22 protein-coding genes and 1 other RNA gene are annotated in these 25,049 nt (G+C 55.1%); 7 read left to right on the forward strand and 16 right to left on the reverse strand.

Annotation, left to right across the window (positions count from 1 at the left end; all coding sequences use genetic code 11):
• Nucleotides 1-297: 297 nt before the first annotated feature.
• Genes ubiI through ACFQW4_RS20235 form a run of 4 tightly spaced genes read right to left on the reverse strand, consistent with a single transcriptional unit; the run spans nt 298 to nt 4,650 of the window.
• Nucleotides 298-1,500: an FAD-dependent 2-octaprenylphenol hydroxylase gene (ubiI, locus tag ACFQW4_RS20220; RefSeq protein WP_377727022.1), complete on the reverse strand. Its 1,203-nt coding sequence runs from the start codon at nt 1,498-1,500 to the stop codon at nt 298-300.
• Between the two features lie 20 nt (nt 1,501-1,520).
• Complete coding sequence (gene ubiH / locus ACFQW4_RS20225) at nt 1,521-2,699, reverse strand: 2-octaprenyl-6-methoxyphenyl hydroxylase (protein ID WP_101761950.1); 1,179 nt, start codon at nt 2,697-2,699, stop codon at nt 1,521-1,523.
• Nucleotides 2,696-4,018 carry a Xaa-Pro aminopeptidase gene (pepP, locus tag ACFQW4_RS20230; RefSeq protein WP_101761949.1) on the reverse strand — a complete coding sequence of 441 codons (1,323 nt, stop codon included), beginning with the start codon at nt 4,016-4,018 and terminating at the stop codon, nt 2,696-2,698. Before pepP ends, ubiH begins: the two co-directional genes overlap by 4 nt.
• Before the next feature lie 50 nt (nt 4,019-4,068).
• Nucleotides 4,069-4,650 (reverse strand): YecA family protein, encoded by a 582-nt coding sequence (locus tag ACFQW4_RS20235; RefSeq protein WP_101761948.1) that lies wholly within the window; start codon nt 4,648-4,650, stop codon nt 4,069-4,071.
• Between the two features lie 170 nt (nt 4,651-4,820).
• Here ACFQW4_RS20235 and zapA point away from each other — a divergent pair, with 170 nt between their 5' ends.
• From zapA to ACFQW4_RS20250, 3 genes are all read left to right on the forward strand, one after another.
• Nucleotides 4,821-5,150, forward strand: a complete 330-nt coding sequence (gene zapA / locus ACFQW4_RS20240; RefSeq protein ID WP_007890288.1) for a cell division protein ZapA — start codon at nt 4,821-4,823, stop codon at nt 5,148-5,150.
• Between the two features lie 40 nt (nt 5,151-5,190).
• A non-coding RNA gene (gene ssrS / locus ACFQW4_RS20245) (6S RNA) lies at nt 5,191-5,374 on the forward strand.
• 80 nt (nt 5,375-5,454) lie between these two features.
• Nucleotides 5,455-6,051 (forward strand): 5-formyltetrahydrofolate cyclo-ligase, encoded by a 597-nt coding sequence (locus ACFQW4_RS20250; protein WP_377727028.1) that lies wholly within the window; start codon nt 5,455-5,457, stop codon nt 6,049-6,051.
• A 38-nt stretch (nt 6,052-6,089) separates the two neighbouring features.
• On the opposite strand, the gene serA is transcribed toward ACFQW4_RS20250, so the two are convergent.
• Nucleotides 6,090-7,328, reverse strand: a complete 1,239-nt coding sequence (gene serA, locus ACFQW4_RS20255) for a phosphoglycerate dehydrogenase (RefSeq protein WP_110867996.1) — start codon at nt 7,326-7,328, stop codon at nt 6,090-6,092.
• A 279-nt stretch (nt 7,329-7,607) separates the two neighbouring features.
• Complete coding sequence (rpiA, locus tag ACFQW4_RS20260; protein WP_377727030.1) at nt 7,608-8,267, reverse strand: ribose-5-phosphate isomerase RpiA; 660 nt, start codon at nt 8,265-8,267, stop codon at nt 7,608-7,610.
• A 181-nt stretch (nt 8,268-8,448) separates the two neighbouring features.
• Here rpiA and ACFQW4_RS20265 point away from each other — a divergent pair, with 181 nt between their 5' ends.
• The gene (locus ACFQW4_RS20265; RefSeq protein ID WP_007890292.1) at nt 8,449-9,354 is read left to right on the forward strand and encodes a LysR family transcriptional regulator ArgP; all 906 of its coding nucleotides are present in this window, start codon (nt 8,449-8,451) and stop codon (nt 9,352-9,354) included.
• 38 nt (nt 9,355-9,392) lie between these two features.
• Here ACFQW4_RS20265 and ACFQW4_RS20270 read toward each other — a convergent pair whose 3' ends face one another.
• Entirely contained in the window at nt 9,393-10,121 is a 729-nt protein-coding gene (locus ACFQW4_RS20270) for an oxidative stress defense protein (protein ID WP_101761944.1), read from the reverse strand.
• A 217-nt stretch (nt 10,122-10,338) separates the two neighbouring features.
• On the opposite strand from ACFQW4_RS20270, the gene ACFQW4_RS20275 reads away from it, so the two are divergent.
• Entirely contained in the window at nt 10,339-11,646 is a 1,308-nt protein-coding gene (locus ACFQW4_RS20275; RefSeq protein WP_101761943.1) for an MFS transporter, read from the forward strand.
• Here the strand turns inward: ACFQW4_RS20275 and ACFQW4_RS20280 are convergent.
• On the reverse strand, nt 11,633-12,331 hold the full coding sequence (locus ACFQW4_RS20280) for a transcriptional regulator (RefSeq protein WP_101761942.1): 699 nt from the start codon (nt 12,329-12,331) through the stop codon (nt 11,633-11,635). The genes ACFQW4_RS20275 and ACFQW4_RS20280 overlap by 14 nt on opposite strands.
• A 57-nt stretch (nt 12,332-12,388) precedes the next feature.
• Between ACFQW4_RS20280 and ACFQW4_RS20285 the strand changes: the two genes are divergently transcribed.
• Nucleotides 12,389-14,647: an FAD-dependent oxidoreductase gene (locus tag ACFQW4_RS20285; RefSeq protein WP_377727114.1), complete on the forward strand. Its 2,259-nt coding sequence runs from the start codon at nt 12,389-12,391 to the stop codon at nt 14,645-14,647.
• Here ACFQW4_RS20285 and argO read toward each other — a convergent pair.
• From argO to tkt, 6 genes are all read right to left on the reverse strand, one after another.
• Nucleotides 14,644-15,267 (reverse strand): arginine exporter ArgO, encoded by a 624-nt coding sequence (gene argO, locus ACFQW4_RS20290; RefSeq protein ID WP_110868000.1) that lies wholly within the window; start codon nt 15,265-15,267, stop codon nt 14,644-14,646. The two genes, ACFQW4_RS20285 and argO, sit on opposite strands and share 4 nt — an antisense overlap.
• Before the next feature lie 128 nt (nt 15,268-15,395).
• A complete protein-coding gene (gene mscS / locus ACFQW4_RS20295; RefSeq protein ID WP_101761939.1) occupies nt 15,396-16,271 on the reverse strand; it encodes a small-conductance mechanosensitive channel MscS in 876 nt (291 codons plus the stop codon).
• Between the two features lie 188 nt (nt 16,272-16,459).
• A complete protein-coding gene (gene fbaA / locus ACFQW4_RS20300; RefSeq protein ID WP_110868001.1) occupies nt 16,460-17,539 on the reverse strand; it encodes a class II fructose-bisphosphate aldolase in 1,080 nt (359 codons plus the stop codon).
• A gap of 104 nt (nt 17,540-17,643) precedes the next feature.
• Nucleotides 17,644-18,807 (reverse strand): phosphoglycerate kinase, encoded by a 1,164-nt coding sequence (pgk, locus tag ACFQW4_RS20305; protein ID WP_101761937.1) that lies wholly within the window; start codon nt 18,805-18,807, stop codon nt 17,644-17,646.
• 51 nt (nt 18,808-18,858) lie between these two features.
• Nucleotides 18,859-19,878, reverse strand: coding sequence for an erythrose-4-phosphate dehydrogenase (epd, locus tag ACFQW4_RS20310; RefSeq protein WP_377727038.1), 1,020 nt, complete (start codon nt 19,876-19,878; stop codon nt 18,859-18,861).
• A 343-nt stretch (nt 19,879-20,221) separates the two neighbouring features.
• The gene (gene tkt, locus ACFQW4_RS20315; protein WP_377727041.1) at nt 20,222-22,213 is read right to left on the reverse strand and encodes a transketolase; all 1,992 of its coding nucleotides are present in this window, start codon (nt 22,211-22,213) and stop codon (nt 20,222-20,224) included.
• A gap of 273 nt (nt 22,214-22,486) precedes the next feature.
• Between tkt and ACFQW4_RS20320 the strand changes: the two genes are divergently transcribed.
• On the forward strand, nt 22,487-23,239 hold the full coding sequence (locus ACFQW4_RS20320) for a M48 family metallopeptidase (RefSeq protein WP_101761934.1): 753 nt from the start codon (nt 22,487-22,489) through the stop codon (nt 23,237-23,239).
• A 161-nt stretch (nt 23,240-23,400) separates the two neighbouring features.
• Here the strand turns inward: ACFQW4_RS20320 and ACFQW4_RS20325 are convergent, their stop codons facing one another.
• Together ACFQW4_RS20325 and speB are read right to left on the reverse strand one after the other, a co-directional pair.
• Nucleotides 23,401-23,805 (reverse strand): YidB family protein, encoded by a 405-nt coding sequence (locus ACFQW4_RS20325; protein ID WP_377727044.1) that lies wholly within the window; start codon nt 23,803-23,805, stop codon nt 23,401-23,403.
• A 54-nt stretch (nt 23,806-23,859) separates the two neighbouring features.
• Nucleotides 23,860-24,780: an agmatinase gene (gene speB / locus ACFQW4_RS20330; protein ID WP_101761932.1), complete on the reverse strand. Its 921-nt coding sequence runs from the start codon at nt 24,778-24,780 to the stop codon at nt 23,860-23,862.
• Nucleotides 24,781-25,049: the final 269 nt, after the last annotated feature.

Raw genomic sequence — 25,049 nt, forward strand, 5'->3', positions numbered from 1 at the left:
AACACTATCACCTTTCATCAAATCATCGAACAACGCCCAGCATAAATCACTGCATTATTGTGATTAGCCTCGCACAAAATACGACTAAATTACTTTCATGCAGCAAATTGAGGGAATACACGCCACAGGATTAAGAAATGGTCCGGCATGCGCAGGGCCATGACATGAATTAATCTAATGCGAATTAAGGCGTCAAATTAGAATAAATCAAACGAGGCGCGATCGCGGTGCATCGCTGCATCATTGGGGTGCAGCAAAGAAAAACGGCGCCCAATTGGGCGCCGTCAGCTGAGATGATTAGCGTATCCATCTGGGTAGATCGTTAAGCCCCATCGCCTGTTTCAGCATCAGCGGTTTAACGCCAGGTAACGTGTCGGCGAGCTTGAGACCAACATCACGCAGCAGCTTTTTCGCGGGATGAGTGCCAGCAAACAGCTCGCGGAAACCCTGCATCCCCGCCAGCATCATCGCCGCACTGTGCTTGCGGCTGCGCTCATAGCGACGCAGATAGAGATGCTGACCAATGTCTTTGCCTTCCTGATGCAATCGACGAATTTCACCAATTAATTCAGCCGCATCCATAAAGCCGAGATTTACGCCCTGCCCGGCCAGCGGATGGATGGTGTGGGCGGCATCGCCGACCAGCGCCAAACGGTGCGCGGCAAAGTTACGCGCATAACGTGCCGTCAACGGGAAGGTTTTACGTTCACTCTCGACCTGACACAAGCCAAGACGCATATCAAACGCCACCGACAGCTGCTGATTAAATAGCGCTTCCGGCATCGATTGCAGGCGTGCCGCTTCCTGTGGCGCGAGCGACCAGACGATCGAGCATAAGTGTGGATCCTGCATCGGCAGGAACGCCAGAATACCGTCGCCGTGAAACACCTGACGCGCAATCGCATCATGTGGCATATCGGTGCGGATGTTCGCCACCAGCGCGTGATGCTCGTAATCCCAGAAAGTCAGCGGGATATCCGCTTTATCGCGCAGCCACGAATTGGCGCCGTCGGCCGCCACCAGCAAACGTGCGCTCATCATGCTGCCATCCTGCAACGTAATGAAGGCTTCGTTATCGCCAAACGCCACTTGCTGCAGCTGCGCCGGAGCAAACAGCGTGATATCGCTGCTCTGACTGGCACGCTGCCACAACGCGCTAAGAATCACTTCGTTTTCAATAATATGGCCAAGATGCGATAAACCCTGCTGCTCGTCATCAAAGCTGATTGAGCCGAAGCTGTCCTGATCCCACACTTCCATGCCGTGATAGGCGCTGGCGCGCAGCGCCAGAATACTCGACCAGACATCGAGCTTTTGCAGCAGACGTTCACTGGCAGCGTTGATGGCGGAGACGCGAATCGACGCATTGGCCGCCGGATCAAACTGTGGCTCGGGTGCTTTTTCCAGCACGGCAACGCGTAAGCCGCTGCCTTGAAGTCCGCAGGCGACGGCCAAACCCACCATGCCGCCTCCGGCAATTGCCACATCAAAAGTTTGCATTGCTGCCCCTTAATTCGTGCTTAACGCTTAACCCAGCCGAGCGTGCGCGCGGCAAGTGGATTTCGTAGCCAAGGCAGATGGTCCATCGCCACCAGCCCAAGATTTCGTCCTGCTACCAACGGCGCATAGCGGTTAGCAAACAGTCGGACTAAACCGTCAGTGACGCCAACAGTGGCGGCACGATCGGGCTGACGTCGCGCGGCAAAATGCTGTAATACCGCGAAACTGCCGGGATCTTGCTGCTGACGATATGCGCCTGCCAGCGTTTCCGCCAGCGACATCACGTCGCGCAGACCCAGGTTGAAGCCTTGTCCGGCAATGGGATGCAGCGTTTGCGCCGCGTTGCCCACCAGCGCCAGACGATGTGTCACCTGACGTTCAGCGGTTTGCAGCGCCAGCGGATAATGCTCGCGTTGACCGGTATGCGTGAAGCGCCCCAGACGCCAGCCGAATGCGCGCTGCAGTTCTTGCAGGAAGGTCGCATCATCCCACTGCTTAATCGTTGCTTGCGCTTCAAGCGGGTGGCACCACACCAGCGACATGCGGTTGCCGGACATCGGCAACAGCGCCAGCGGGCCGTATTCGGTAAAGCGCTCAAAGGCGCGGCCCTGATGCGGCAACTGCGTCGACACGTTGGCGATAACCGCCAACTGCTGATAATCGTCGCGCTGCCAGGTGATACCGCAGGACGCGCCTAAAGGTGAACGCGAACCGTCGGCGGCCACCAGTAATGCGCCTGCCAGCTGTTCGCCGCTGTTCAACATCACCTGCACATTATCCGCCGTACGCGCTACCGAAGTTACATGATCCGGGCAGCGCAGCGTGACGCCTGACGCTTTTTGCAGGCGTTGAAACAGCCGCTGGCCGACATCAAACAGTTCAACCACCTGACCGAGCGCAGGCAACTGATGATCTTGCGCTTTAAGCGAAACAAAGCCGGTATGACCGCGATCGGAAACGTGAATATCGGTGATGGGCGTGGCGCAATCGGCCAGCGAGCGCCACAGATCGATATCTGCTAACTGCTGACAGGTGCCAGCAGCCAGGGCAATCGCGCGTCCGTCAAAGCCAGGATGTGCGCGGCTGTCGGGCTGGCTGCGCTCAATCAGGGTAACCGGCAGTTGGCCTTGCGTCAGATGTGAAATCGCCAGCGCCAGAGTCGCACCGGTCATGCCGCCGCCGGCAATCAAAATGCTCATGCGTGACGTGCCGCCGCCATCAAGGCTTCAATCGCATCGGCGTCTTTCACTACGCTGTCGGTGAGATTTTCGTTGCCGTCGGCGGTGATGACGATGTCATCTTCGATGCGAATGCCAATGCCGCGATATTGTGGCGGTACTTTGGCATCTGGCGCGATATACAAGCCAGGCTCAACCGTCAGCACCATGCCCGGCTCTAGCACGCGGTCGCGGCTTGGCGTGCCATAATGGCCGACATCGTGCACATCCAGCCCCAGCCAGTGACTCAAACCGTGCATGAAGAAAGGACGATGCGCCTGCTCTTCAAACAGCGTATCGATGTTGCCATCCAGAATGCCGAGATCGACCAGGCCGGTAATCATAATGCGCACCACCTCGTCGTTGACGTCATGGATGCTGATGCCCGGACGGAACATCGATAACGCTTTATAGAGCGAAGCCAGCACGATGTCGTAGATGGCGCGCTGCGGCTCGCTGAAGGTGCCGTTGACCGGGAAGGTGCGGGTGATATCGCCCGCGTAGCCGTGGAATTCACAGCCTGCGTCAATCAGCACTAAGTCGCCATCGCGCATTTCCGATTCGTTTTCGGTGTAGTGCAGAATACAGCCGTTTTCGCCCGAACCGACAATGGTGTTGTACGAGGGGAAACGCGCGCCGTGGCGATTGAATTCGTGATGAATTTCGCCTTCCAGCTGATATTCGAACATGCCCGGACGACAGGCTTGCATCGCTCGCGTGTGCGCCAGCGCGCTGATTTTTCCGGCGCGGCGCAGAATCTCAATCTCTTCTGCGCTTTTGAACAGGCGCATGTCGTGCACCCACGGACGCCAGTCGGTAACTGTGTCGGGCGCGCTAAGGTTTTGACGGAAGCCGCGACGCAGTTTGTCCAGCGCGCTGAACACCAGCTGATCGGCTTCTGCGTATTCGCCCTGCGCGTGGTAAACCACATCCAGGCCGTTAAGCAGTTGATGCAACTGCTCGCCGATGTCATCCCACGGCAAAGCGCGATCGACACCCAGTTTCGCCGGTGCGGCATCCTGGCCAAGGCGGCGACCAAACCAGATTTCGGCCGTCAGGTCACGCACGCGATTGAACAGCACGCTGTGATTGTGCTTATCATCACTTTTGATTAAGACCAGCAGCGCCTGCGGTTCATTAAAACCGGTGAAGTACCAGAAGTCGCTGTTTTGACGAAAGCTGTATTCGGTGTCGTTGCTGCGCGTCACTTCAGGTGCAGCAAAAATTAACGCCGCACTGCCTGGCGCCATGCGGGCAATCAGCGCCTGACGACGTTGTTGAAACGTATCCAAGGTAATCATGTTTGCACTCCCTGTTGAAGACGGGCCACAACGCACCCGCATTGACGCGCTTAATGTAGCGTAGGTTTCTGTACTTCTGGTGCCGTTGGCTGATGCGGACGCGTGAAGGTGTCATGGCACAGCAGAGCGGCAACGCGCACGTACTCAATCACCTCTTCGAGTGACTGCTCCAGCTCTTCCTGATCTTCATCTTCGTCATAGCCAAGTTGTGCGATGGTGCGCAAATCGTCAATCGCTTCGCCAGTTTCGCCGGTCACTTTCTCCAGCTTCGGCTGCGTGACACCCAAACCGAGCAGGAAGTGGTTTACCCAACCGGCCAGCGCATCCGCGCGATCGAATACCGTGATGTCATCGTCTTCCGGCAACATCAGCTGGAACATAAAACCTTCGTCTTCCAACGTGGTCGCCAGGCTTTCATGCAGCGCCTGCAGCGGCTGAGACAGGCTCTGCGAAAATGCCATGCCTTCGTTGGTGAGATCGTGAACCATGGTTTTCCAACTGGTATCCTGATTGCCGCCGCACAGAATCCCGGAAAGGAGACCATGCATTTCGGCTGGCGTCATGCCCACGCCCTGCTGTGAAAGGGCCGCGGCCAGCGCGTTGTAACTCGGCGTTGCGTTCTGTAAAGACATAAGCTTTGGTCGTCGTTGGCAGAATAAGTTCGTGTTATGCTACCACCAGGTGCCTCTGGGTTTCCAGAAAAGGGGTTGTAAGTTATAACTCGGGTATATATAGTTTCGCACCTCCCAACCCATTGACCGGTAAGGGAGATGCGATCGAAGTAATCAGTTAGGATGGTGGCATGTCTGCACAACCAGTAGATATTCAAATTTTTGGTCGTTCGTTAAGAGTGAATTGCCCGCCTGAACAGCAAGATGCGCTGAATCTGGCCGCAGAGGATCTCAATCAACGGTTGCAAGATTTAAAAGTTCGCACTAGAGTCACCAATACAGAGCAACTGGTGTTCATCGCCGCGTTAAACATCTGCCACGAGTTGGCACAAGAGAAAGGTAAGACGCGCGACTATGCAGCAAACATGGAACAACGTATCCGCATGCTGCAGCAGACCATTGAACAAGCGTTAGTAGAGCAAGGTCGCATAACTGACCGCCAGGGCCCTAATTTTGAATAAAGCTTCATGGTCACTCATGCTATAGTGACGGTGAAGTAAATTTTCTCTGAGATGTTTGCAAGCGGGCCAGTCCCCTGAGCCGATATTTCATACCAACAGAATGTGACGCTCCACAATTTGTGCGCATGCTCGGTCCGTCCGAGAAGCCTAATAGTTGTGACGGCATGTTCACCTTGAACCAAGGGTTCAAGGGTTACAGCCTGCGGCGGCATCTCGGAGATCTCCATTTAGTAGCAAGTCTGTTTCCCCGGTGCACATGATATAATCGCTTTTAAGAAGCGATTATTCCGGGGATATAGATATCATGCCAGCGCCCTCCCTTCTCGACCGTCAAGACATCCGTCAGCATGTGCGCCATTTGCGCCGTAATCTCACGTCTGAGCAACAGGAACAAGCCGCCGATCAGTTGGCTGAACACGCCATCAACATTGTACCGATCGCTAATGCCCAACGCATTGCGCTGTTTTTATCTGTCGATGGAGAGATCAACACCCGCCCACTGATCGCCAAACTTTGGCAGCAAAAAAAGCAGGTTTATTTACCGGTGCTTCATCCCTTCTCGCCGGGCAATCTGCTGTTTATCCGTTACTCGCCAGAAACGCCACTCGCGCCAAATAAACTTCACATCCCGGAACCGCCGCTGGATATCACGCAACTGGCCACGTTGGATCAGCTGGATGTGATGCTGGTGCCGCTGGTGGCGTTTGACTATGCTGGCCAACGTTTGGGAATGGGTGGCGGATTCTACGATCGCACGCTGCAAAACTGGCAGCAGCATGGTTTTCTTCCGGTGGGCATCGCACATGATTGTCAGCGCGTAGAAGCATTGCCGGTTGCCGCATGGGATGTGCCGCTCCCCGCGATTCTGACGCCATCGAAACTGTGGCAGTGGGAAGCGTGAGCAGGAAAAACAAAGGGCGCCAATGGCGCCCTGTTTAATCAGTACAGCAGACGGGCGCGGATGGTGCCCGGAATCGCCTTCATCGCCTGCAGCGCTTTATCCGCTGCATCCTGCTCAGCATCAATATCGATCACCACGTAGCCCATAATTGGCGTGGTTTGCAGATACTGCGCGGCGATGTTGATGCCCTGCTCGGCAAAAATCTGGTTAATGGCGGTCAGCACACCCGGACGGTTTTCATGGATGTGCAGCAGACGGCTAGCACTTGCCGCATGCATCGGCAGTGAGACTTCCGGGAAGTTAACCGCAGACAGCGTAGAACCGTTGTCGGAGTATTTCGCCAGCTTGCCAGCCACTTCGATACCGATGTTTTCCTGCGCTTCCTGCGTTGAACCACCAATGTGCGGCGTCAGGATCACGTTATCGAACTCGCACAGCGGTGAGTTAAACGGATCGCTGTTAGTCGCAGGCTCGACCGGGAAGACGTCGATAGCGGCACCGGACAGATGTTTATTCGCCAGGGCATCACACAGCGCCGGAATATCGATCACGGTACCGCGCGCGGCGTTGATCAGCAGCGCACCCGGCTTCATCAGCGCCAGCTCTTCCGCGCCAATCATGTTCTGAGTGGATGGCGTTTCAGGAACGTGCAGGCTGACCACGTCGCTCATGTTGAGCAGATCGGAGAGATGACGCACCTGAGTGGCGTTACCCAGCGGCAGCTTGCTTTCGATATCGTAGAAGAACACGTGCATACCGAGGCTTTCTGCCAGTACACCCAGCTGCATGCCGATGTGGCCGTAACCGATGATGCCCAGTTTCTTGCCGCGAGCTTCAAACGAACCGTTGGCGACTTTATTCCAGATGCCACGGTGCGCTTTGGCGTTGGCTTCCGGAATGCCACGCAGCATCAGCAGCATTTCGCCAATCACCAGCTCTGCAACTGAACGGGTGTTGGAGAACGGCGCATTGAACACCGGCACACCGCGTTTCGCCGCTGCCGCGAGATCAACCTGGTTGGTACCGATACAGAAGCAGCCGACTGCTACCAGCTTTTCTGCGGCAGCAAAGATCTCTTCAGTCAGTTGGGTACGGGAACGGATACCAATGAAGTGCGCATCGCGGATGGAGGATTTCAGCGACTCCGCATCCAGCGCCCCTTTGTGAAACTCGATGTTGGTGTAGCCTGCTGCACGCAGGTTTTCCAGCGCACTCTGGTGAACGCCTTCCACCAGCAGGAACTTAATCTTGTCTTTTTCCAGTGATACCTTTGCCATTTCCCGACCCTATTCAGAATTCAATGAGGACTACCATAAGGTAGCCTTCTGTCAAAATATCAAAAATTTCGTGCGCAGCAATACAAACGATTGCCTGGGAGCCAGCACGCGCCCACGCGGAGACAGCACAATGCCGTACAAAATCGTGACATCCTTAATGGACGAAGTACGAACTTACTGCTGATGAATCTTTTGTGACATAAGTCACCAAATTTCAGCCTGGTGAGAAAAGATGTTTTGCGGATGGAAATAACCGGCGCATTACGCGCGCCGGACAGATCATTTTACGATGGTTTTCACGCCTTCTGCGGTACCAATCAGTGCGACGTCCGCACCACGTCCCGCAAACAGGCCAACGGTCACTACGCCCGGCAGCGCATTAATGGTTTTTTCCAGCTCAATGGGATCGAGAATACGCAGATTATGCACGTCGAGAATAATGTTGCCGTTGTCGGTAATGACGTTCTGGCGATACTCAGGCAAGCCGCCGAGTTTGACCAGTTCACGCGCCACATACGAACGCGCCATCGGAATCACTTCAACCGGCAGCGGGAAATGGCCCAGCACATCAACTTCTTTCGATGCATCGGCAATGCAGACAAATTTCTTCGCCACCGCCGCAACGATTTTCTCACGCGTCAGCGCTGCGCCACCGCCTTTGATCATCTGCATCTGCGGATTGATCTCATCGGCGCCATCAACGTACACCGACAGCTCATCAATTTCGTTGAGATCGAAGATGTGAATGCCCAGCGCTTTCAGTTTCTCCGTTGAGGCTTCCGAGCTGGAAACCGCACCTTCAATCTGATTCTTCATGGTGCTGAGTGCATCAATAAAATGCGCTGCCGTCGATCCCGTGCCTACGCCGACAATGGTGCCGGGCTCTACGTACTGCAGGGCTGCCCAACCTACCGCTTTTTTCAGTTCATCCTGGGTCATGGTATGTTTAAAACCTGTGCGACATCGAAGTGCGCGTAGTATAAAACAAGGCGCTGTAAAAAAGCGCGACAGTTAGACAGCCGATTTAACGCTTTGGAAGCCAGCCCGCAAAAATGCGCCGCAGCACAATTTGACAGTTTTATGGCATAGTAATGTCCACCCTGAACGAGAGAGAACAACAATGAAACGCCCGGATTATCGAACGCTTCAGGCGCTGGATGCTGTGATTCGCGAGCGCGGCTTTGAGCGTGCGGCACAAAAACTCTGCATTACCCAATCGGCGGTTTCGCAGCGTATTAAACAGCTGGAAAATTTATTTGGTCAGCCGCTGCTGGTGCGCACCGTGCCGCCGCGTCCGACCGAGCAGGGACAAAAGTTACTGGCGTTGTTGCATCAGGTTGAACTGCTGGAAGAGGAGTGGCTGGGTGATGATAACGGTGGAACCACGCCGCTGTTGCTGTCGCTGGCGGTCAACGCCGACAGCCTGGCCACCTGGCTGCTGCCCGCGCTGAAAGACGTGCTGGCCGATTCCCCAGTGCGCCTGAATTTGCAGGTGGAAGATGAAACCCGCACGCAGGAACGCCTACGTCGCGGTGAAGTGGTCGGCGCGGTGAGTATTCAGCCGCAGCCGCTGCCAAGCTGTCTGGTGGATCAACTGGGTGCGCTCGATTATCTGTTCTGCGCCTCACCTGATTTTGCTGCTCGCTATTTCCCGAACGGCGTAACACGCTCTGCGCTGCTGAAAGCGCCGGCGGTGGCATTTGATCATCTGGACGATATGCATCAGGCGTTTTTACAGCAGAACTTTGACCTGTCGCCGGGCAGCGTGCCTTGCCACATCGTTAACTCGTCAGAAGCCTTTGTGCAGCTGGCGCGTCAGGGTTCGGTGTGCTGTATGATTCCGCATCTGCAGATTGAGCGCGAGTTAGCGCAAGGTGAACTGGTGGATTTGACGCCAGGCCTGTATCAGCGTCGTATGCTGTACTGGCACCGGTTTGCGCCGGAAAGTCGTTTGATGCGCAGCGTGACCGACGCGCTGATTGCGCACGGACATCGCGTGCTGCGTCAGGATGTGTTGCCAGCGTAAAGATCAGGTCGCCCTTCATGGCGACCTGATATCAAACCTTACGGTGTGTTTGGTTTGATTTCAAAGACGACATCTACCTGGTCGTCAAAGTGAATGCTCTGCTGCTCGTAAGTTTGCTGCGCGGTGGTATCAGCTTGTACTGCGGCGGCCTTATACATGCGCGCCATCGGCATCGGTTGATAGTTCGCAACGTGATAGCGGATGCTGTAAACCGAACCTAACTTAGCGTTAAACCCTTCTGCCAGCGCGTTAGCCTGCTGCGTAGCATTAGCGATGGCCACTTTACGCGCCTTCTCTTTGTAGCTGTCCGGATTCGCCACACCTAACTCGACCGAACGAATTTCATTCAGGCCAGATTTTAACGCGCCATCCAACAGCTCGTTGAGTTTGTCCAGCTGGCGCAGCGTTACCTGTACCTGACGCTCGGCACGATAGCCTTTCAGTACCGACTTACCTTCTTTGGTGTAATCGTACTCTGGCTGCGTGCTGAGGTTTGCCGCATCAATATCTTTTTTCTCGATACCGTTCTTTTGCAGGAAATCGAAATATTGCGCCACGCGATCATCAGCTTGTTTCTTCGCTTCTGCCGCGTCTTTCGACGAAACATTCACCACAATCGCGAGCGTCGCGAGATCTGGCGTGGCATCAACGCTTGCCTGTCCAGAAGTCACCACATGCGGTCCATTCGGCAATTCGCCTGCCTGAACTAAACCGGACAGTGCGCCCGTGCTCATTACGGCGGCCAGCGCCAGTGCTTTCAGTTTCACGAAAGTCCTCCTTGAGGGATTCAATTTGCAGGTCGCCATTATGGCTAAACCTAAAACACATTAACATGTGTGCTTATCTGATTAGTAAACGGCTCAAAAGTTCGAGCAATCTCCTTTTTAACGTAGCCGCGATCGCAAATTTAGCTGTACGGATTCGCCAATAAAACACTTATTCGTTTCTATTAAAGAAACACCCCTGAGTTCGGGAGAGTTGCCAATGACAGAACAGCCACTTAGCCAAACCGTTGCCAGCGCTCGCGCGGGACGTACGCGCTTTCTGATGCTCGGTCTGGTGTTTATTAACATCATTATCAACTATATGGATCGCACTAACCTGTCGGTTGCCGCTACGGCAATGGCTGGCGAATTGCGCTTCTCGCCCATGGAGATGGGATTGATCTTTTCCGCCTTTGGCTGGATCTACGCTGCGCTACAAATTCCCGGCGGCTTCCTCATCGATCGCCTTGGCGCGCGCGTGGTTTATGGCGTCGGTTTATTTGCCTGGTCGCTGATCACCGCGCTGCACGCGCTTGCCAACAGCTTTGGCGCGCTATTTGGTCTGCGGCTCGGCGTCGGTGCTTTTGAAGCGCCGGTGATGCCCTCCAACAACCGGGTGATCTCTAGCTGGTTCCCGGAGCAAGAGCGCGCCAGTGCCATCGGCATTTACTCCTCAGCGCAGTTTGTCGGCCTGGCGTGTATGACGCCGCTGCTGTTTCATCTGCAGGATGCTTTTGGCTGGCGCGGACTGTTTTTGATCACCGGACTTGCGGGGATGATTTGGGCGCTGGTGTGGTATTGGCTCTACCGCGAGCCGAATCAGCATCAAGGCGTGTCAAAAGCTGAGCTCAGCTATTTGCGTGACAACGGTGCGCTGCTGGAGAGTCGACAAAATTCGCAGCAGCCCATAGCGCGCTGGGGCGATTTGGCGCAGATGTTCCGCAGTCGTAAATTGGTCGGCATCTACATTGGCCAGTTCACAATTTCCGCCACCTTCTGGTTCTTCCTCACCTGGTTCCCGACGTATCTGGTGGAGTATCGTCACATGGGCTTCATCAAAAGCGGCTACGTTGCTTCGGTGCCCTACTTCGCCGCCTTCTGCGGCGTGCTGCTGGCCGGATTTGCCTCAGATCGCATGATACGTCGCGGTATCTCCGCTAGCGTGGCGCGCAAGCTACCGGTGATCCTTGGCCTGTTCCTGACGCTGTTTATCCTTGGCGCCAATTACACCGACGATTCCACGCTGATTATTCTGTTTATGTCGCTGGCGTTCTTCGGCAACGGCCTGGCGACTATTACCTGGGTGTTTGTCACGGCGTTGGCGCCGCGCCACTTGATTGGTCTGGCGGGCGGCGTATTTAACTTTACCGGTGCGCTGTCATCCATCGTGGTGCCGATTGCCATTGGTGCGTTAATCGACGGCGATAACTTCGCGCCAGCCCTGGCATTTATCGCCGTGCTGGCCGCGATTGGCATCTGCAGTTACCTGTTTATTGTCGGGAAAATCGATCATGTTAGCGCGGGGTGAACACGGTTTGCGCCAGCGATTGCAACTGTTGCAGGCGCTGCGCGAGGTGCGCCTCATCGTCCTGCCAGATTTTGGCGAACGCCAATGCCGCGCGATTGTGATCAATCGGCTGCGCCATACTGATTTCGCCATCATCGCGGTGCCAGATCAGGTAACCCTCAGCACGCTTACGCGCCAGCAGCGGCGCGATTTGCAGCCACTGTTCTTCGCTAAAACGCGGGCGCAGCGCCTCGTCACTTTCCGCCGCCAGCAACGACACGCCAATCACCGATTGCCACGCGGGCAGCATGCGGAAACCGGCCAGCGCCTGGCTGGCGTTAATGCGTTCACCGGGTTCCGAGTGCCAGATGTAGATCACCTGATCCTCCCACAACACGCCCAGCGCCACCACGATATCGCGCGGCGCGTGGCGTTCCAGCTGCGGCAACGCCTGCGCGAACAGCGAAGATCCGCGAATCGCCTGTGCCGCCAGCGCGTGAATACCGGGGCCAGGCAGATAGCGTCGATGCTCATCCTGCGTCGTCAGTCCAATCGACGCCATGGTCATCAGCAGTCGATTCACACGCGTGCTGTTCATCCCCATCTGGCGCGCCAGTTCACGGCAACCCACGGCCTTATCACTGGACACCAGATATTGCAGACAGCGAATACCGTCAATCAGGCTTTGGTTCGGTTGAGAAGACATAGATCACCTGCGGCGGGCAAACTCCAATCTTAGCCTTAGAGTCAGAGGAATGAAATGATGCAGACTTTCTCTACGCAAAATGAGCGCCACTTTCCGCAACAACGACTACAAGCGGAGTTACTGATCGTCGGCGGTGGACTGGCGGGCGTGTGTGCCGCGCTGGCCGCCGCACGCGATGGCCTTGATGTGGTGCTGATTCAGGATCGCCCGGTGCTGGGCGGCAACGCCTCCAGCGAAGTGCGCTTGTGGGCCAACGGTGCGACCTCACACATGGGCAATAACAATCGCTGGGCGCGCGAAGGCGGCATCATGGGCGAGATCATGGAGGAGAACCTGTGGCGCAATAAAGAGGGCAATCCGGTACTGTTCGATATGGTGCTGCTGGACATCGTACAGGCGCAGCCCGGCCTGACTTTGCTGCTCAATACGGTGGTGACCGATATCGAAAAATCTGGCCGCCGTTTGCTGTCAGTGCAGGCGTTTAACGCCATTAATCAAACGCGTTATCGGGTTTCGGCTACACAATTTATCGATGCCAGCGGCGATGGCGTATTGGGCTATCTGGCCGGTGCGGCGCATCGCGTGGGCGCGGAATCCGTGGAGGAGTTTGGCGAGAAGATGGCGCCGGGCGAGAATTTCGGCCACAAGCTCGGTCATTCCATTTACTTCTACACCAAGCGCACGGCACAACCGGTACGCTTCTTTGCGCCCTCTTTCGCACTAAAAGAGATCACCGCCATTCCGCGCTATAAACGGCTAAGTTCAGAGCTGAACGGCTGCGATTTATGGTGGCTGGAATGGGGCGGACGGCTCGATACCGTGCATGAGAGCGAAACCATCAAGTGGGAACTGTGGAAAATTGTCTGGGGCGTGTGGGATTACATCAAAAACTCCGGTGAATTTCCCGATGCCGATAACCTCACCATCGAATGGGTTGGCCTGATTCCCGGCAAGCGCGAGAGCCGGCGTTTTCTCGGCGAGACGATGCTGTGCCAGCAGGACATCATCGAACAACGCGACCACTACGATGCAGTGGCATATGGCGGCTGGTCGATTGATCTGCATCCGGCCGACGGCGTCTACAGCGAACACGATGGCTGTCGTCAGTTCCACAGCAAAGGGACTTACACCATTCCCTTCCGCGCGCTCTACAGCCAGTCGCTGGACAATCTGCTGCTCACCGGCCGACTGATCTCCGCTACGCACGTCGCCTTTGGCAGCGCACGCGTCATGTGCACCTGCGGCGTGCTGGGCGAAGTGGTGGGCCGCGCGGCGGCGCTGTGCCAGCAACAGCAGATCACGCCCGCCGAACTGGCGCAGCCTGAGCGCGTTGGGCAGCTGCAGCAGCATCTGCTGCGTCAGGGTGCGTTTATCCCGCGACATCCGTTGGCCAACCCAGCGCGCGAGGCGTATGTCACGGTGAGCAGCACCTTAGAGTTGCGCGCCCTGCCCGCCGATGCCGGTTGGCAGCCGCTGCAATCTCGCTGTGCGTTGCTGCTGCCGCTCAAAGCGGGCGAACGCTTGCCGGCAATCAGCGTGCAGCTGCGTGCCGCCAACGCGCAGAAATTACAGGTATCGCTGCTCACCAGCGCTAATCCGGCCAATACCTGCGGCGACTGCCAACTGAGCACGCAAAGTATCACGGTTACTGAGCAAGGCACTTATCGACTGAGCTTTGATTATCGCGCCGATTGCGATCGCTATCTGTTTATCGCCTTTGAGGAGAACGCTGCGATTGAGGTTGCATTAACCAGCCAGCGTTTGCCGGGCGTGATGATGGTGTTCAACAGTCTCAATCCGCGCGTAGCGAAACGCACACGCCAGATTAACGATGGCGATTACGGCGTTGATGAGTTTGATTTCTGGCTGCCGCGCCGGGCTCCACAGCAAATCCTGCTGGCCTTTGCGCTGGAAACGCCGCTGCAGCTGTGGCACGGCGACTATCTGCTCAACGGCAAGCTGCGCCCGGAACAGCACACTAACTGCTGGGTGCCGGCGCAGGATGACACGCATCCCAACGTCAGCTGGCATTGGAATGAACCGCAGCAGGCGAAACACATTACCTTGCTGTTCGACAACGACTTCGACCATGCGATGGAAACGGTGCAAATGGGCCACGCACAGGCTGTGACGCCGCACTGCACCACACATTATCGCGTATGGCTTGATGAGATGCTTTTGGCAGACGTGACGGAAAATCATCACTCGCTGTGTCATCACTTGGTGCCAGAATGCGTGATTTTTAGCCAGATTCGACTGGAGTTGCTCGCCAGTGCGGGCGCGCTGCCCGCACTGTACGGATTACATCTGCATTAGAGTGCAGCAATGCCCTGACGCGCCAGCTGAATGGCGATAAACCACATCACGCCGCCGACCAGCAAATTGATAATGCGCTGCGCCCGCACGGTGCGCAGCCGCGGCGACAGCCACGCGGCCAGCAGCGCCAGGCCGAAGAACCAGATAATTGAGGCACTCACGGTGCCAAATGCAAACCAACGACGCGCGTCTTCAGACGGAAGCTGGCTACCGAGGCTGCCGAGCACCACAAAGGTGTCGAGATAGACGTGCGGATTGAGCCAGGTCACCGCCAGAATAGTAGCGATGATGCGCCAGCGACCTTGCTTTATCTCCGCATCAGATGCCAGCGACACATCACCTTGCCATGCAGCGCGCAGCGCGCCCCAACCGTACCACAGCAAAAACGCCACGCCCGCCCAAGTGATCAGCATCAATAAGAGAGGCGATTGATTCAGCAACGCGCTGCCGCCAAAAATCCCACCACAGATCAGCGCAATATCGCTAAGGGTACACAGCGATGCGGTCATCAGATGGTAATGGCGCTTAATGCCCTGATTCATCACAAAAGCATTTTGCGGGCCTAACGGCAAAATCAGCGCAGCACCAAGGGCAAGCCCTTGTAAATAAACAGATAACACGGAAATAACCTTAATAACTGGGGAGATGCGCTGCAGTATAGTGACGCGAAGATATTAGAGGAAATTGAAATATTTAATAGGCTATTAGAATGAGTAATAAAAAAGGCACCCGCAGGTGCCCTTCTCTATTATTCGCTGCGTGCAGGCTGTTGTTGCTCGCTCTTCACCTGATGCAGATGCACATCCATCTGCGGGTAAGGAATGCCGATGCCGTTCGCGTCCAGCGTACGTTTGAAGTTCTTCATCAGATCCCAATAGACGTTTTGCAGATCGCTGCTTTTACTCCAGCAACGCACCACAAAGTTGAGCGATGAAGCCGCCAGTTCATTTAGGCCGATCTGTACGCCGAGGTCTTGCAGTACGCGCTCGTCCGCATCAACCACTTCACGCAACAGGCTAATAACCTGATCGACATCCGCATCGTAAGCCACACCAATAATGAACTCGTTGCGACGGATCGGTTCACGTGAATAGTTAACGATATTGCCGGCGATAATTTTACCGTTGGGTACCACCACGATTTTGCCATCAGCGCTTTTCAGCGTAGTGGAGAAAATCTGCACGTTCTGTACGGTACCCATCACGCCGCCGAGATCGACAAACTCACCGGTTTTGAACGGGCGGAAGGTCACCAACAGCACGCCAGCAGCCAGGTTGGACAGCGAACCTTGCAGCGCCAAACCCACAGCCAAGCCAGCAGCACCCAGCACGGCAATCACAGAGGCGGTTTGTACGCCAACGCGTCCCAGTGCAGCAATGACGGTAAAAGCGATAATTCCGTAGCGCACCATTGCAGAAAGGAAATCTGCCACAGTGGCATCAATATGACGCGCCAGCAGAACGCGGTTAATCGCATTGGAGACGATGCGCGCAATGAACATACCAATGATGATGGTAATAATCGCCGCCACAATATTGACCGCATAGCTCAGGATCAACGCCTGATTACGTATCAGCCATCCACCAGCACTATTAATGCCATCAACGACATGTAAATCTTCCATTTGTTAGCCCTGTTGTTGAGTTTCCCGCGGGAAATTGCCAAAAACTGCCAGATTGACTCCGACACTCCGAATACAAGGGTAAACAAAAATAAGGCGAAGCGCCAAAAATGGCCTGAATTCGTGGGATTTTCTGGATGAGACGCATAAAAAAAGGCCCTTGCGGGCCTTTTTTGTACTGTACGGAAAAATTACAGTACGTCGACAGCGTTAAGCTCTTTGAAAGCCTGCTCCAGGCGAGTCACCATGGAAGCCTGCGCTGAGCGCAGCCATACGCGTGGATCATAGTATTTCTTGTTCGGGCTATCCACGCCTTTAGGGTTGCCCAATTGGCCTTGCAGATATGCTTCGTTTTCTTTGTAGAACTTCAGAATACCGTCCCATGTTGCCCACTGGGTATCGGTATCGATGTTCATTTTAATTACGCCGTAACCAATTGATTCTTTGATTTCTTCTGGAGATGAACCTGAACCGCCGTGGAACACGAAATCGAGCGCGTTATGCGGCAAGTTGTGTTTTTTAGTCACGTATTCCTGAGAATCACGCAGGATGGTCGGCGTCAGTTTCACGTTGCCTGGCTTGTACACGCCGTGCACGTTACCGAATGAAGCAGCGATGGTGAAACGTGGGCTGATTTTGCTCAGCTCGGTGTAAGCGTAATCAACGTCTTCTGGCTGAGTGTACAGCGCAGAAGCGTCCATGTGGCTGTTGTCCACGCCGTCTTCTTCGCCACCGGTACAACCCAGTTCGATTTCCAGGGTCATATCCAGTTTGGCCATGCGCGCCAGATACTTAGAAGAGATCTCGATGTTCTCTTCCAGTGACTCTTCAGACAGGTCGATCATGTGAGAAGAGAACAGCGGCTTACCGGTTTTCTTGAAGTGCTCTTCACCCGCGTCCAGCAGACCGTCGATCCACGGCAGCAGTTTCTTGGCGCAGTGGTCGGTATGCAGGATTACTGGCACACCGTACTGTTCAGCCATCAGATGCACATGGTATGCACCCGCGATAGCGCCGAAGATAGCCGCGCCCTGCGGCTTGTCGGTTTTGAAACCTTTACCGGCGATGAAGGCAGCACCACCATTGGAGAACTGAACGATGACCGGCGCTTTCACTTTGGCCGCAGCTTCCAATACCGCGTTAATAGAATCCGTGCCGACGCAGTTAACTGCTGGCAGAGCGAATTTGTTCTCTTTCGCTACCTGGAAAATTTTCTGAACGTCGTCACCAGTGACAACGCCGGGTTTTACGAAATCAAAAATTTTAGACATGTTTGTGTCCCGTTTCGTTACCGTTCATCCCCGAAGGGATTGCGATTTGTTTGCCCCATAAAGGGCTAGCCTTCAGGCGACGCCCAAGCGTCGCCCCCAAAGAGTTACTGCTTCGCGCGCTCTTCCAGCATAGCAACTGCTGGCAGTTTTTTACCTTCCACGAACTCGAGGAATGCGCCGCCGCCGGTTGAGATGTAAGAGATCTTATCTTCGATACCGAACAGATCGATTGCAGCCAGCGTATCGCCGCCGCCTGCCACTGAGAATGCATCGCTATCGGCGATTGCATTTGCCACGATTTCGGTACCTTTACGGAAGTTCGGGAACTCGAACACGCCAACCGGACCGTTCCACAGAATGGTTTTCGCGCCTTTCAGAATCGCGGCCATCGCCTGTGCGGTTTCGTCGCCGAAGTCCATAATCTCTTCGTTATCCGCCACTTCGGAAACCTTTTTCACGGTTGCCGGGGCAGTTTCAGAGAATTCCGTGCCTACGCGAGAATCAGTAGGAACCGGGATACCAAACTGATCACGCAGACCTTTTGCTGCTTCGACGAAGTCTGGCTCATACAGTGATTTACCGACGTTGTTATCGATAGCAACGAAGGTATTCGCGATACCGCCGCCGACAATCACGGTGTCAGCAATCTTCACCAGCGACTGCAGCACATCAAATTTGGTCGACACTTTAGAACCGCCAACCACAGCAACCAGCGGACGCTCTGGATTACTCATCACTTTGCCCAGCGCTTCCAGCTCAGCTGACAGCAGCGGACCGGCACATGCGATTGGGGCAAATTTGCCCACGCCGTGGGTAGAAGCCTGTGCGCGGTGCGCGGTACCGAAGGCATCCATCACGAACACGTCGCACAGTGCGGCATATTTCTTCGACAGCCCTTCTTCGTCTTTTTTCTCACCTTTATTAAAGCGCACGTTTTCCAGCACAACCAATTCGCCCGCGCCGACTTCAACGCCGTCGAGGTAATCTTTTGCCAGGGTAACGTTGGTGCCGTTCAGTTTATCTTTCAGGTAGTTAACAACCGGCAGCAGGGAAAACTCTTCGTTGTATTCACCTTCGGTCGGACGACCCAGGTGAGAGGTAACCATCACTTTCGCGCCCTGTTTCAACGCCGCTTCGATGGTAGGCAGAGAAGCACGAATACGTGCATCTGACGTCACTTTCCCTTCTTTCACTGGCACGTTGAGATCGGCACGGATCAGAACGCGTTTACCAGCAAGATCCAGATCGGTCATCTTAATTACAGACATGGTGAACCCTCTCGTTGATTCTCATAAGTTTTGCCAGACGCAGTCCGCGTCTTACCTGAAACCGCTTGGGGCCATTGCTAACGTGGTGTCGATCATGCGGTTAGCAAAGCCCCATTCGTTGTCACACCAAACCAGCGTTTTGATAAGGTGATGACCACTGACCCGCGTTTGCGTGCCATCGACTATGGCACTGTGCGGATCATGGTTAAAATCTACTGAGACTAACGGTAATTCCGTATAGTCAACTATACCACGAAACGCCCCTTCTGACGCGTTTTGCAGCAACGCGTTGACCTCACACGCCTTCACCGCTTCGCGCACCGACACGCTCAGATCAATGGCTGTCACGTTGATGGTGGGCACGCGCACGGCAATCGCCTCAAAGCGATCGTTAAATTTCGGAAAAATACGGGTAATGCCAGCAGCGAGACGCGTATCTACCGGAATGATCGATTGGCTGGCAGCGCGGGTACGACGCAGATCGCTGTGATAGGCGTCGATCACCTGCTGATCGTGCATCGCCGAGTGAATGGTGGTCACGGTGCCCGACTCAATGCCAAAGGCGTCATCCAGCAACTTGATCACCGGAATAATGCAGTTGGTGGTGCAGGATGCGTTGGAGACAATGCGGTCAGTTTGTTTAAGAGCTTGTTCGTTGACACCGAACACGACTGTGGCATCGAGATCGTTGCCGCCCGGATGCGAGAACAACACTTTCTTCGCGCCCGCCGCCAAATGGGCTTCGCCATCAGCGCGGCTACCGTACACCCCGGTACAATCCAGCACGATATCCACATTCAGTTCGCGCCACGGCAGCGCATCAATTTCAGCCTGATGCAGGATGCGAATGGTGTCGTCGCCAACAAACAGTTGATCGCGCTCCTGGCGCACATCAAAGGCAAAACGGCCATGGCTGGTGTCGTACTTCAGCAGATGCGCCATGCCGGCGGCGTCTGCCAGCTCGTTAATGGCGACCACGGTGATCTCAGCCCGGCGACCGGTTTCATACAGGGCACGCAACACATTACGCCCGATACGTCCAAAACCATTTATTGCTACGCGAACGGTCATCTCTACCTTCAACCACACCCAAAAAAACGTGCCGATTAGCCTGAGCGTTTCACACCGGTTTGTACAGGGAATTATTGCTTACCCACATGAGTGAGATGCACGATTTCGCTCACAACTGAAACGGTTCAGCTAGAGTAATGCAAGAGAGGAATAACGGGAATGATTGCGATCAAGTGAGTGGCTGAATATTGGATCTACGTCACAAATTTTGCACTGGCGGATTATTACTGCAGGAATAATTGAACCGTTTCAGGTTAGATACGCCTGCATTGCAGGTGCTCGCGATGAATCGCGCCGCTACAGGCTGTGCTTAACCGGTAGCGGCGCAATTTACTGCGCAAAGTTACAGAATCGATTTCGCCGTTTTCACCACGTTCTCAACCGTAAAACCAAACTCTTTGAACAGCTGATCCGCAGGCGCTGACTCACCGAAGGTGGTCATACCGACGATCGCGCCGTTCAGGCCGGTGTATTTGAACCAGTAATCCGCGATACCCGCTTCAATCGCCACGCGTGCGGCAACCGCTTTTGGCAGCACGGATTCACGGTACGCCGCGTCCTGCTTGTCGAAGGCGTCGGTGGATGGCATAGACACCACGCGCACCTTGCGGCCTTCCGCCGTCAGCTGATCAAACGCCGCCACCGCCAGTTCCACTTCTGAACCGGTGGCGATCAGGATCAGCTCTGGCGTACCTTCGCTGTCCTTCAGCACGTAACCGCCGCGCGCCACGTTAGCCAGCTGCTCAGCGCTACGATCCTGCTGCGCCAGGTTCTGACGCGAGAAGATCAGCGCCGACGGGCCGTCCACGCGTTCAATCGCGTACTTCCACGCTACCGCTGACTCAACCTGGTCGCACGGGCGCCACAGGCTCATGTTTGGCGTCACGCGCAGGCTGGCCATCTGCTCAACCGGCTGGTGCGTCGGGCCATCTTCGCCCAGACCAATTGAGTCGTGGGTGTAGACCATGATCTGACGGATCTTCATCAGCGCGGCCATGCGTGCGGCGTTGCGCGCGTACTCGACGAACATCAGGAAGGTGGCGGTGTACGGCAGGAAGCCGCCGTGCAGCGCGATACCGTTGGCGATGGCGGTCATACCGAACTCGCGCACGCCGTAATGGATGTAGTTGCCCGCCGCGTCTTCGTTGATCGGCTTCGAGCCGGACCACATGGTGAGGTTGCTTGGCGCGAGGTCAGCGGAGCCGCCCAGATATTCCGGCAGGATTTTGCCGAAGGCTTCGATGGCGTTTTGCGAGGCCTTACGGCTGGCAATTTTCGCCGGACTGGCCTGCAGCTGCTCAATGAACTTCTGCGACTCGCTGGCCCAGTTCGCCGGCAGCTCATTGTTGACGCGGCGCTTAAACTCGGCAGCCAGCTCCGGATGCGCGGCGGCGTAGGCGGCAAACTTCTGGTCCCATGCGGACTCTTTCGCCTGGCCGGCTTCTTTGGCATCCCATTGCGCGTAGATGTCTGAAGGGATTTCAAACGGACCGTGGTTCCAGCCGAGCTGCTTGCGGGTCAGCGCGATTTCATCGGCACCCAGCGGCGCGCCGTGCGAGTCGTGTGTACCGGCTTTGTTCGGCGAACCAAAACCGATAACGGTTTTGCACATCAGCAGTGAAGGCTTGTCGGAAACCGCTTTGGCTTCTTCCACCGCTTTTTTAATCGCGTCCGCATCGTGACCGTCAACGCCGCGCACCACGTGCCAGCCGTAGGCTTCGAAACGTTTGGCGGTATCGTCGGTGAACCAGCCGTCAACGTGACCGTCGATGGAGATGCCGTTGTCATCGTAGAAGGCAACCAGTTTGCCCAGCTTCAGCGTACCGGCGATGGAGCAGACTTCGTGTGAGATGCCTTCCATCATGCAGCCGTCGCCCATAAACACGTAGGTGTTATGGTCTACGATGTCATGACCCGGACGGTTGAACTGCGCCGCCAGCGTGCGCTCGGCAATGGCAAAACCCACTGCGTTAGCGATGCCCTGACCCAGCGGACCGGTGGTGGTTTCAACGCCTACGGTGTAGCCGTATTCCGGGTGGCCTGGAGTTTTAGAGTGCAGCTGACGGAAGTTCTGCAGCTCGCTTATTGGCAGATCGTAGCCAGTGAGGTGCAGCAGGCTGTAAATCAGCATTGAGCCGTGACCGTTCGACAGCACAAAGCGGTCGCGGTCTGCCCACAGCGGGTTAGTAGGGTTATGGTTCAGGAAGTCACGCCACAGCACTTCGGCAATGTCCGCCATGCCCATTGGGGCACCCGGATGTCCCGAATTGGCTTTCTGTACTGCATCCATACTTAACGCGCGAATGGCGTTGGCAAGCTCTTTACGAGAGGGCATCTTCTACTCCAGGTCGGATTAATGCTCCGCCACGCTTAACTTATTGTAATTAATCAGTTATAAGGCGAAGCGAGAAAAAAGTCGCACATCAATGTACATGAAAATCAGGACAAAAGTACATGCATCTGGGTGCTAAATCACGGGTAACCGTTTGCATTTCCGGGCTTGTCTGCTAGTCATTGAACAACATGCGAGCTATAACCAAAGCGTTTAAACACTTGGGCCAGTTTCAGGTGTTTGTTTTCTTTACCTTGTTACCCAAAGGATGCCGATATGAAAATGAGAGCCACGATTGTTGCTCTGGGAATGGCTTCGCTGCTGAGCGGCTGCGAAGGGTTTGATAACAATGCGCTGCTACAATCGGGTGCGCAGGCTTATCAGGCCTATGCGCTGAACGATACGCAGGTGAAAGAGTTGAGCGATCAATCCTGTGCGCAGATGGATAAAGACAATCAGGTTGCGCCCGCTAACAGTGAATACCAGCAGCGCCTGAACAAAATCGCTGCGGCGCTAGGCGACAACATCAACGGCGTGCCTGCCAACTACAAGGTTTATCAGACCAAAGACGTTAACGCCTGGGCGATGGCGAACGGTTGTATCCGCGTCTATAGCGGGTTGATGGATATGATGACCGATAACGAAGTCGAAGGTGTGCTGGGCCATGAAATGGGCCACGTCGCGCTGGGCCATACGCGCAAAGCGATGCAGGTGGCGCTGACGACCACCGCAACGCGCACCGCTGCGGCTTCCGTCGGCGGCGTAATTGGCTCGCTGTCACAATCACAATTGGGTGAAATGGGCGAAAAGCTGGTGAATGCGCAATTCTCGCAAACTCAGGAAACACAAGCCGATGACTACTCGTTCGACCTGCTGAAAAAGCGCGGCATCGATCCGATGGGATTAGCGACCAGCTTTGAGAAGCTAGCGAAACTGGAGCAAGGAAGACAGAGTTCGATGTTTGACTCGCATCCGGATTCGGAAGCCCGCGCCCAGCATATTCGTGAGCGTATTGCGGCTGGGAAATAGATCGTGCTTGCTGTCCCCCTCCTCGGTCCTCCCCCATGAATGGGGGAGGAAGACGCTGCCACATGTTAGTGAGGAAGCTGCATATAGCTGCGTCTCCTTCCCCCATTCATGGGGGAAGGCCGGGATGGGGGACAGCAAGCAAAGATCAAAAAAAACAACCTTCAACGCTTAAACAATCCATCCACCATCGCACCCAAATCCTGGGTATTCGACGTCTTAATGTGGCCCTGCGGCGATAGCTTATCAATCACCTGCGGCAATAAGGCAGCCAGCGTACCGGACGCACCCTGTACATCGGTGCCGAGCTTATCCGCCAGCGACTGCAGCTGATCATTGCCAAGCGCATTTTGAACCTCGCCGCCATCAATCGACATGTTACTGCCGCTGCCAAGCCAGCTATTCAGCACCTGCCCGAGTCCGCCCTGTTGAAACTTCTGCAGCAGCACTTCAACGCCGCCCTGTTCCTGCACCCAGTTCCAGATAGCCATCAGCTGTTGCATCTGGTTGCCCTGCCCGCTTCCGTTGCTGTTTCCTAGCGATCCAACTAAATCGTCCAGTAAACCCATAGTCGCCTCCGCAGATTAATTAACCGCCAATAAGTGTAGCCGCAGAAGAAAGGATTAACCTTTATTTGCCGCCTGCACGTGCAGCATGTCCAGCGCCAGTGTGGCTGCGGCCAGCGAGGTCAGATCGGCGTGATCGTAGCCCGGCGCCACTTCCACCAGATCCATACCGACGATATTCATGCCCTGCAAACCGCGAATCAGCTTGGTGGCTTTATCGCTGCTCAAGCCGCCAATCACTGGCGTGCCGGTGCCCGGTGCGTGGGCGGGATCCAGACAATCGATATCAAAGGTCAAATACACCGGCAGATCGCCAACGGTACGCTTCACTTCCGCCAGAATGTCATCAACGCTGCGATCGTTGACCTGCGCGGCATCCAGCACGTTGAAGCCCAAGCTCTTATCGAACTCGGTACGAATACCGATCTGTACAGAGTGCTGCGGATCGATCAAACCCTCTTTTGGCGCGGTGAAGAACATGGTGCCGTGATCGAAAGTAGGACCATTGGAATAGGTATCGGTGTGCGCATCGAAATGCACCAGCGCCATTTTGCCGAAGTGCTTAGCGTGTGCACGCAGCAGCGGCAGCGTGACGTAGTGGTCACCGCCAAAGGTCAGCATGCGCTTACCGTTCGCTAGCAGTTTCTCGGCGTGCGCCTGCAGTTTGTCAGAGAGATCCTGTGAATCGCCAAAGGCATAAACCAGATCGCCGCAATCCACCACGTTCAAACGCTGGCGCAGATCGAAATCCCACGGCCAGCGACAGCCTTCCCACGCCAGGTTGGTGGAAATCTGGCGGATTGCCCCCGGACCTAAACGGCTGCCTGGACGACCGGAGGTCGCGGCATCGAAAGGAACACCGGTGATCACCCACTCAGCGTCACTGTCGTAAGGCTGGAAGTTGAGGGGGAAGCGCATGAAACCAAAAGCGTTAGAAACCAATGAGTTATCATACTGATTGCCCAAGGTGTTATGCATAACTGGTCCTCTTAAGATCCGTAAGTCGATAGGTCTGTTTAGGTATAGATGAAAAAAATCCCCTCAACGTAAATACTACGAGGAAGGGATAGATGGGCGTGATTATTACGAAGATTGAAGTTGGGTGCAATCAATGCTTTGACGTGGTAAGCCTCCAGAAAAATCAAGGTCAATCATTTCGGCTGGAGAGAGCTTGAAACCACAAACGATAATAATTTAATCAAGAATGTTTTGAGCAAAGTGAATAAGGAAAATTGAGCCTTTTCTCA

Source organism: Pantoea sp. GCM10028869, assembly GCF_042666835.1.
Taxonomy (GTDB): domain Bacteria; phylum Pseudomonadota; class Gammaproteobacteria; order Enterobacterales; family Enterobacteriaceae; genus Pantoea; species Pantoea leporis.